8 protein-coding genes are annotated in these 8,097 nt (G+C 46.1%); 6 read left to right on the top strand and 2 right to left on the bottom strand.

Annotated elements, in window-relative coordinates; all coding sequences use genetic code 11:
- Window positions 1–173: 173 nt before the first annotated feature.
- On the bottom strand, window positions 174–860 hold the full coding sequence (ybbA, locus tag Xedl_RS05980; RefSeq protein WP_074022908.1) for a putative ABC transporter ATP-binding protein YbbA: 687 nt from the start codon (window positions 858–860) through the stop codon (window positions 174–176).
- Here ybbA and tesA point away from each other — a divergent pair.
- The 5 genes from tesA to Xedl_RS05955 all read left to right on the top strand — a co-directional run bounded on the left by tesA (window position 831) and on the right by Xedl_RS05955 (window position 4,719).
- Window positions 831–1,463, top strand: coding sequence for a multifunctional acyl-CoA thioesterase I/protease I/lysophospholipase L1 (gene tesA / locus Xedl_RS05975; RefSeq protein WP_208605030.1), 633 nt, complete (start codon window positions 831–833; stop codon window positions 1,461–1,463). The two genes, ybbA and tesA, sit on opposite strands and share 30 nt — an antisense overlap.
- Before the next feature lie 66 nt (window positions 1,464–1,529).
- A complete protein-coding gene (locus tag Xedl_RS05970; RefSeq protein WP_074022907.1) occupies window positions 1,530–2,309 on the top strand; it encodes an SDR family oxidoreductase in 780 nt (259 codons plus the stop codon).
- 71 nt (window positions 2,310–2,380) lie between these two features.
- Complete coding sequence (locus tag Xedl_RS05965) at window positions 2,381–3,259, top strand: co-chaperone YbbN (protein ID WP_074022906.1); 879 nt, start codon at window positions 2,381–2,383, stop codon at window positions 3,257–3,259.
- A gap of 49 nt (window positions 3,260–3,308) precedes the next feature.
- Entirely contained in the window at window positions 3,309–4,238 is a 930-nt protein-coding gene (locus Xedl_RS05960) for an SPFH domain-containing protein (protein WP_074022905.1), read from the top strand.
- A 19-nt stretch (window positions 4,239–4,257) separates the two neighbouring features.
- Window positions 4,258–4,719, top strand: coding sequence for an NfeD family protein (locus tag Xedl_RS05955; protein ID WP_074022904.1), 462 nt, complete (start codon window positions 4,258–4,260; stop codon window positions 4,717–4,719).
- Here the strand turns inward: Xedl_RS05955 and cueR are convergent.
- On the bottom strand, window positions 4,710–5,114 hold the full coding sequence (cueR, locus tag Xedl_RS05950; RefSeq protein ID WP_074022903.1) for a Cu(I)-responsive transcriptional regulator: 405 nt from the start codon (window positions 5,112–5,114) through the stop codon (window positions 4,710–4,712). The two genes, Xedl_RS05955 and cueR, sit on opposite strands and share 10 nt — an antisense overlap.
- A gap of 78 nt (window positions 5,115–5,192) precedes the next feature.
- Between cueR and copA the strand changes: the two genes are divergently transcribed.
- The gene (gene copA, locus Xedl_RS05945; protein ID WP_074022902.1) at window positions 5,193–7,973 is read left to right on the top strand and encodes a copper-exporting P-type ATPase CopA; all 2,781 of its coding nucleotides are present in this window, start codon (window positions 5,193–5,195) and stop codon (window positions 7,971–7,973) included.
- The last annotated feature ends 124 nt before the right edge of the window (window positions 7,974–8,097 follow it).

Raw genomic sequence — 8,097 nt, 5'->3', positions numbered from 1 at the left:
AGGTTTTTCTCATTCCAGCAGGTCACTTATATAGGCACTTATCTTATTTGGGCGGACAGAATACAGGAAAAACAATTACGTTCAAAAAAGATTCCGAATAGGCTCTAAGGTCAGGGATAACCAGACAATCAGGAGAGAGGGTGTACGCCATTCACGCCAAAACCAGCGCCAGATCATGCTTCCTCCCGCAATTTTCCATCCACCAGACGTAAACGGCGCTGGCAACGCGCCGCGAGTTGACTGTCGTGAGTGACCAAAATCAACGTGGTGGCGTAATCATGATTGAGGGAAAAGAGCAAATCAGCGATGCGCTCCCCTGTCTGACGATCAAGATTCCCCGTTGGTTCATCAGCAAACAGGATTTTGGGACGAGTACAGAACGCGCGAGCCAAAGCCACCCGCTGCTGTTCTCCGCCCGAAAGCTGGGCTGGCATATGTTTCAGGCGTTTTCCCAACCCCAATAATTCGAGCAGTTCAATAGCTTGTTCGCGGCTTTGGTTTTCCGATTCACCACGCAATAGTGCCGGAAGCTGGACATTCTCCAATGCATTCAAAGTGGGGATCAACATAAATGACTGAAAAACAAAACCTACATTTTCTGCTCTTAACTGCGCGCGCTGCTCTTCATTCATACGACTGATATTCTGCCCCAACAGATGAACCTCTCCTTCGCTACCATCATCCAAGCCGGCAATAATACCCAAAAGCGTTGATTTACCGGAGCCTGATTCACCAATTAAGGCAATTGTCTGTGCTGGCTCGACAACTAACTCAATACCTTGCAATATATTAATTACCTGTTCCCCTTGACCGACATGTTTAGTGAGATGATGAACTTCAAGAATACTTTCTACAGCCATGTATTTTTCCTTTTATTATTGGTGCTATGCAGTGCCAGAGCAACGGCGGCAGATACCCTGCTAATATTAGGTGATAGCCTCAGTGCCGGATACCGTTTACCCGTTGAGCAATCATGGCCTGCACTGATGGCAAAACAGTGGCAACAAACCGGCAAAAAAACAGTCATTGTTAACGGCAGTATTAGTGGTAATACCGCAGCACAAGGACTTGATCGTTTGCCTGATTTATTGAAACAGCACAGTCCAAAATGGGTTTTGATAGAGCTTGGTGCAAATGATGGACTGCGTGGTTTTCCCATTCAAAACATAGAACAAGATTTGCAACAGGGTATTACTTTGATTAAACAAGCCGGCGCACAACCGTTGTTAATGCAAATCCGAATTTCACCTAATTATGGAAAACGATATACCGAATCCTTTGCCAAAATGTATCCTGCGCTTGCTGAACGCAACCAAATTCCTCTGCTGCCATTTTTCATGGAGCACATTGCTATCAAGCCAGAATGGATGCAAGATGACGGGTTACACCCCAATCAAGCTGCACAACCCTTTATCGCTGATTGGATGTCCAACAAGTTGTCGGTATATATCAACTCTCCTTAAGTAAAAAGATTTCTTAATAGTAAATCATTTATTTCCATAAATTGATGCAAGTGAACAGGTAAAGTTATGCAAAAAGCCATTTTTATTACTGGGTGTTCTAGCGGGATTGGGTTAGCCGCGGCCAAAACTCTCCACCAACGTGGTTACCGCGTACTCGCCGCTTGCCGCAAACCCTCTGATTTGGCCTATATGCGTGAATTGGGGTTCGAACCCATCGAATTGGATTTAGATGATAAAGAAAGCGTAGAGTGCGCCGCCAGAAAAGTCATCGAATTAACCGACGGTCGTTTGTTCGGGCTATTCAATAATGGGGGATTTGGTGTCTACGGTTCATTGGAAAGTATCTCCCGCGAACAGATGGAAAAACAGTTCTCCACCAATTTCTTTGGCACCCATCAACTGACATGCCTGCTATTGCCTGCTATACGTGCTTATGGCGCGGGGCGGATTGTCCAGACCAGTTCCGTTATGGGATTGATCTCAACGCCAGGCCGTGGCGCGTATGCTGCCAGTAAATATGCTCTGGAAGCATGGTCAGACGCCTTACGTGGTGAATTGGCAAAAACAGACATTAAAGTCAGCCTGATAGAGCCTGGTCCAATCCATACCCGTTTTACGCACAATGTCAATCAAACACAGCATGATCATCCGGTGGAGAATCCAGGCCTTGCTCGTCGTTTCACGCTGATGCCTGAAGATGTCGTTTCTAAACTGATTCATGCGCTGGAAAGCCCCAACCCGAAATTACGCTATTCCGTTACCTTATTGACTCACACCGTAAAAGTGATGCGCCGTCTACTCCCTGAGAGGTGGCTCGACAAGATCTTGCGCTGGCAAAGTCAATAAACATTGAAAAACAGACAAACAAGTCTTATTTATTCATGTAATCACCTTACAACGACTCAGAGAAAAATCCCATGGAACCAACCGTGAACACAAACAACAATATTGACCATATCATTGATATTGATGAATTGAATATTGCCCAAGTTGTACAGCACTCACTTAACCAGCTTGTCGTATTCTACTTCTGGTCGCCACAGGATCTACATTGCCATGAATTAGAAACCACGCTTGATAAAATAGCCCATGAATATGCAGGGCAATTTGTTCTGGCTAAAGTCAATTGTGACCAATTTCCCCATCTTGCGGCACAATTTGGAGTGCACGGCTTGCCTACCGTGCTGTTTGTTCAAGAAGCTCGCCCTGTTCAGGGCTTTGAAGGTGTCCAGACAGATGGAGCCATCAGGAAAATTTTTGCTACTCTCCTTCCTCAAATGGAAAAATCACCATTAGAGCAAGTTAACGAGTTACTGGTAGAAGGTAAGGCTCAGGAGGCATTACCTTTATTGAAAGAAATCCATCAAGCAAACCCGCAAGATACCGAAATTACCCTATTGCTAGCCCAAGTGAACCTTTCACTCAATCATCTTGAAGAGGCGCAAAAAATAGTGGATACCATTCCATTAGAAGCACAAGATGAACGTTATCATGAGTTGCTTGAATATCTTAAATCCCAGAAAGAGGCGGCGGATTCACCTGAGATTCGACAATTGCAACAAGAGTTGGCTACTCAGCCAGAGAATGCAGAATTAGCCGTACAACTGGCGTCTAAATTACACGAAGTTGGCCGTAATGAAGAAGCGCTGGAATTGTTATTTAGTTTTCTGAAAAAGGATCTGTCTGCTGCCGATGGGGCAGTGAAAAAAACGATGATGGATATTCTCTCCGCACTGGGCACTGGGGATACTCTGGCATCTAAATACCGTCGTCATGTATACTCCTTACTCTATTAAGTAAATAAAATTTATATATTCTATAAGTAACTTTAATAAGGGAATTGTTATGGATTTACTCTCTTTTGGTGCTGTACCGATTTTAATCGTTATTGCGGTTGCTATCGTCTTTACCTGTGTTAAAACCGTGCCGCAAGGTTATCAATGGACTGTTGAACGTTTTGGGCGCTATACCCGTACATTAACGCCAGGCCTGCATATTATCATGCCATTTGTTGATCGTATCGGTCGTAAAATCAATATGATGGAACAGGTTCTGGATATTCCATCGCAGGAAATCATTTCTCGCGATAATGCCAATGTTACCATTGATGCCGTCTGCTTTATTCAGGTTGTCGATCCTGTACGTGCTGCCTATGAAGTCAGCAATCTGGAACTGTCCATTATCAACCTGACCATGACCAACTTCCGTACGGTGTTGGGTTCAATGGAACTAGATGAAATGCTGTCCCAACGCGATTCCATCAACAGCCGCTTGCTGGCAATCGTCGATGAGGCCACTAACCCGTGGGGTGTGAAGATCACGCGTATTGAGATCCGCGATGTGCGTCCACCTAAAGAGTTGATCTCCGCAATGAACGCCCAGATGAAAGCAGAGCGTACCAAACGTGCCGATATTCTTGAGGCAGAAGGTATTCGTCAGGCAGCCATTTTGAAAGCGGAAGGGGAAAAACAGTCGCAAATCCTGAAAGCAGAGGGTGAGCGCCAATCAGCCTTCCTCCAGGCAGAAGCCCGTGAACGTGCCGCAGAAGCGGAAGCGCGTGCAACCAAAATGGTTTCTGACGCGATTGCGAATGGGGATATGCAGGCAATTAACTATTTCGTTGCCCAAAAATATACCGATGCCCTCACCAATATTGGTGCCTCAAATAACAGCAAAGTTATTATGATGCCACTGGAAGCCAGCAATTTAATGGGCGCTATTGGGGGTATTGCTGAATTAATTTCCGAAAGCAAGAAGGGCAAACAGGATAAATAACCATAGAGGATAAATTGTTATGATTGAACAGATCGCCGCTCAGCCAGCCTGGTTCTGGCTCTGTTTTGGTGGACTGCTTCTGATTGCAGAATTGCTGGGAACGGGAGGATATCTGTTGTGGGCAGGAAGTGCAGCCATCGCTGTTGCCCTGGTCACATGGATTTTCCCTAATATGGGCTGGGAACTGCAAGGTACTCTGTTTGCTGTCTTGACCTTGCTTTCTGTTATTGCATGGCGTAGCTGGCTACGCCATCGCCCACGCCAGGCTAGTGATAAGACGCTCAATCAGAAAAACCACCAGCTAATTGGAATGCGTGCCCGTTTAATCACGGATACCGAAAACAGTTTTGGCCGAATCAAACTGGCTGATGGCAGTTGGCGCGTTTATTGTCACCAAGAGCTTCCTGCCAATACCGAAGTTGAGGTTATCGCCGTTGACGGGATCACATTAAAGGTGAAAGCTATTCCCCATCAACCGTGATGTTTACAGCAACCAGATAAATGCTCAATGATGGGACAATCCGCCCCATCATCTCCCGGACATTCAGCCACCAATGCCAGTAATTTTTCCTTTATTTTTTGCAATTCCAACATCGTTTTTTCTATTTCTGCCACCTTTTGCAAGGTCGCCATTTTTACATCTGCACTATGACGGCCAGGGTTGTGAAATAGTCGCAGCAATTCGCGACACTCCTCCAACGTAAACCCGACTTCTTTCGCTTGACGCAAAAGCATCAGTTCATCCATGTGCCTTTTCTGGTAGTAACGATAGCCATTCTCTCCCCGCTCCGGCGCAGTAATAAGCGCTTTTTCTTCATAGAACCGAATCGCTTTGCTGGTTAAGCCGGTCTTACGGGCAATTTCACTGATATTCATAATTTCCCCTTGACCTTCCCCTTGCAGGAAGGTTTAGCCTTAATGATAAGTATATCACTCTGTATCAGGAGATATTTTATGTCCACAACCACCATTCTCGCCCTTCAAGGCCTAACTTGTATGCATTGTGTCGGCAGGGTTAAAAAAGCGTTGGAAAAAATACCCGGCGTTGAACTGGCAGATGTGAGCCTCAATTATGCCAAAATTATCAGTCATGTTTCATCTGATGAATTGATTGCCGCCATTGTTGCCGAAGATTATCAAGCGACGGTTGCCACCCAACCTGATGTTGTATTACGGTTGTCAGGTTTAAATTGCATGAAATGTGCAAATAAGACACAAAAGGCATTAGAAACAGTAGAAGGGGTTTTCGCCACAGAAGTTGATACCCAAACAGCAAAAATCTATGGCACAGCAGAAAACAATGCCTTAATTCATGCTGTCGAACAAGCCGGATATCACGCTGAATTAGCAACGGCAGCCGATTACCCAAAAACTGAGCCGCTGGCAATACATGTTCCACAGACTCCGGAGTCTTTGGCAGCGGCAACCTCTCCGACTCCGGTAGAAATAGCTCCCATTGATCACAACAACATTGATCACAACAACATTGATCACAACAACAATGATGCGAGTGATAATCATAGTGACAGTATTCAGCTTTTGCTGGATGGCATGAGCTGTGCAAGCTGTGTCAGCAAGGTACAAAAAGCCCTGCAATCCGTTGATGGCGTGGAACATGCCAGAGTCAATCTCGCGGAAAGAAGCGCATTGGTCACCGGTCATGCATCATCAAACACTTTAGTTGAAGCTGTGCTCAAAGCGGGTTACGGCGCCGAGGTTATTCAGGATGAAACTGAGCGTCGTGAACGCCAACAACAAGTGGCACAAGCGAATATGCGCCGTTTTCGCTGGCAATCAACCCTTGCGTTAATGGTTGGAGTGCCTGTCATGGTGTGGGGAATGACAGGCGACAATATGATACTGACACCGGCAAACCACGCCATTTGGCTAACTATTGGTTTGATAACGCTCGGTGTCATGGTATTTGCCGGTGGGCATTTTTATCGCAACGCGTGGCAAAGCCTAAAAAATGGCAGTGCAACAATGGATACCCTTATCGCTCTGGGTACTGGCGTAGCGTGGCTCTATTCGATTAGCGTCAATTTATGGCCAGACATTTTTCCGCCCCAAGCCCGCCATCTTTATTATGAAGCCAGTGCCATGATCATTGGTTTGATCAATCTCGGCCATGCCTTGGAACAACGTGCCCGTCAGCGTTCTTCCAAGGCTCTTGAACGATTATTGGATCTCACCCCACCAACAGCGCGGGTAGTGACCAGTGAAGGTGAAAAAACAGTGCCACTGGCCGATGTGATGCCTAATATGGTACTGCGCCTGACAACAGGAGATCGTGTACCGGTTGATGGTGAAATTATTCAAGGCACAGTTTGGTTGGATGAGGCCATGCTGACAGGTGAACCCATTCCTCAGCAGAAAACAACTGGCGATACCGTCCATGCCGGCACGGTAGTTCAGGATGGTACGGTACTGTTTAACGCGAATGCGGTTGGCAGCCAAACAACCTTGGCACGCATCATCAAATTAGTTCGTCAGGCACAAAGCAGTAAACCTGAAATCGGCCAATTGGCAGATAAAATATCATCAATATTCGTACCTATTGTTGTTGCTATCGCCCTGATTGCTGGCGCGATTTGGTATTTTGTCGGCCCTGCCCCGCAAATTATGTACGCACTGGTCATCATAACAACAGTCTTGATTATCGCCTGTCCTTGCGCGCTTGGGCTGGCAACCCCTATGTCTATCATTTCAGGGGTAGGACGGGCAGCCGAATTAGGTGTATTGGTGCGTGATGCTGACGCCCTGCAACATGCCAGCCAACTGGATACAATTGTCTTTGACAAAACGGGCACCTTAACTGAAGGTATGCCGCAAGTGACAGAGATCCACACCTTTAATGGTTTCACCGAAGAGCAAGTATTGCGATGGGCGGGTGCATTGGAAAATGGTTCTAATCACCCTTTGGCAAAAGCTATTTTACTGAAGGTTGAGGGACAAAAATTACCCGAAGTACAAGCATTCCGTACCTTGGCGGGATTGGGTGTTAAAGGGGAAGTCGGCGATATTATTCTGTTATTGGGTAACCAAAAATTACTTGAGCAGTATCAGATTGAAACAACAGAATTAAAACCACTCGTTGCGGCACAGGCAGAAAAAGGCATTACTCCCGTTATCCTATCAGCCAATGGGAAAATCGCTGCCCTGTTTTCCATCCGTGATCCCTTGCGCCAGGATACCGTTTCTGCCCTGCAACGCTTACATCTTCAAGGCTACCGTTTGGTTATGTTAACGGGGGACAACCCGACCACAGCGAATGCTATCGCCCAGGAAGCAGGCATTGACCAAGTTATTGCTGGTGTTTTACCTGATGGTAAAGCAGCAGCCATTCAGGCACTTCAATCACAAGGCAGGAAAGTGGCAATGGTTGGTGATGGTATAAATGATGCTCCTGCATTGGCGCAAGCGGATGTCGGTATTGCAATGGGAGGTGGCAGTGATATCGCCATAGAAACCGCAACAATTACCCTGATGCGCCACAGCCTGCATGGGGTTGTTGATGCAGTTGAATTATCTCGTGGCACGTTACGTAATATGAAACAAAACCTATTTGGCGCCTTTATCTACAATACCTTGGGCATTCCAATTGCAGCCGGCATTTTATACCCTTTCACAGGTACTTTATTAAATCCTGTCGTTGCAGGTGCCGCCATGGCATTGTCCTCGATTACTGTTGTCAGTAATGCCAATCGCTTATTACGTTTCAAGCCTAAATCCTGACCTAACATCCCGAAAAGTTTATTTTCCCATGAAAAGAAAAGCTAAACATATTCCGTTTAGCTTTTCATCCCGCACTTTTCCCTCTTTCTTGTTGGCTATGAACAGGTTAGCATACCGCCCAATG

The sequence above is a fragment of the Xenorhabdus eapokensis genome, assembly GCF_001908105.1.
The sequence above is the reverse complement of the archived record's forward strand: the minus strand, read 5'-3'. Positions and strand labels throughout refer to the sequence as shown.

Coding starts and splice junctions, on each gene's coding strand:
- tesA (WP_208605030.1), top strand. CDS start 831: ATGAACTTCAAGAATACTTTCTACAGCCATGTATTTTTCCTTTTATTA.
- ybbA (WP_074022908.1), bottom strand. CDS start 860: ATGGCTGTAGAAAGTATTCTTGAAGTTCATCATCTCACTAAACATGTC.
- Xedl_RS05970 (WP_074022907.1), top strand. CDS start 1,530: ATGCAAAAAGCCATTTTTATTACTGGGTGTTCTAGCGGGATTGGGTTA.
- Xedl_RS05965 (WP_074022906.1), top strand. CDS start 2,381: ATGGAACCAACCGTGAACACAAACAACAATATTGACCATATCATTGAT.
- Xedl_RS05960 (WP_074022905.1), top strand. CDS start 3,309: ATGGATTTACTCTCTTTTGGTGCTGTACCGATTTTAATCGTTATTGCG.
- Xedl_RS05955 (WP_074022904.1), top strand. CDS start 4,258: ATGATTGAACAGATCGCCGCTCAGCCAGCCTGGTTCTGGCTCTGTTTT.
- cueR (WP_074022903.1), bottom strand. CDS start 5,114: ATGAATATCAGTGAAATTGCCCGTAAGACCGGCTTAACCAGCAAAGCG.
- copA (WP_074022902.1), top strand. CDS start 5,193: ATGTCCACAACCACCATTCTCGCCCTTCAAGGCCTAACTTGTATGCAT.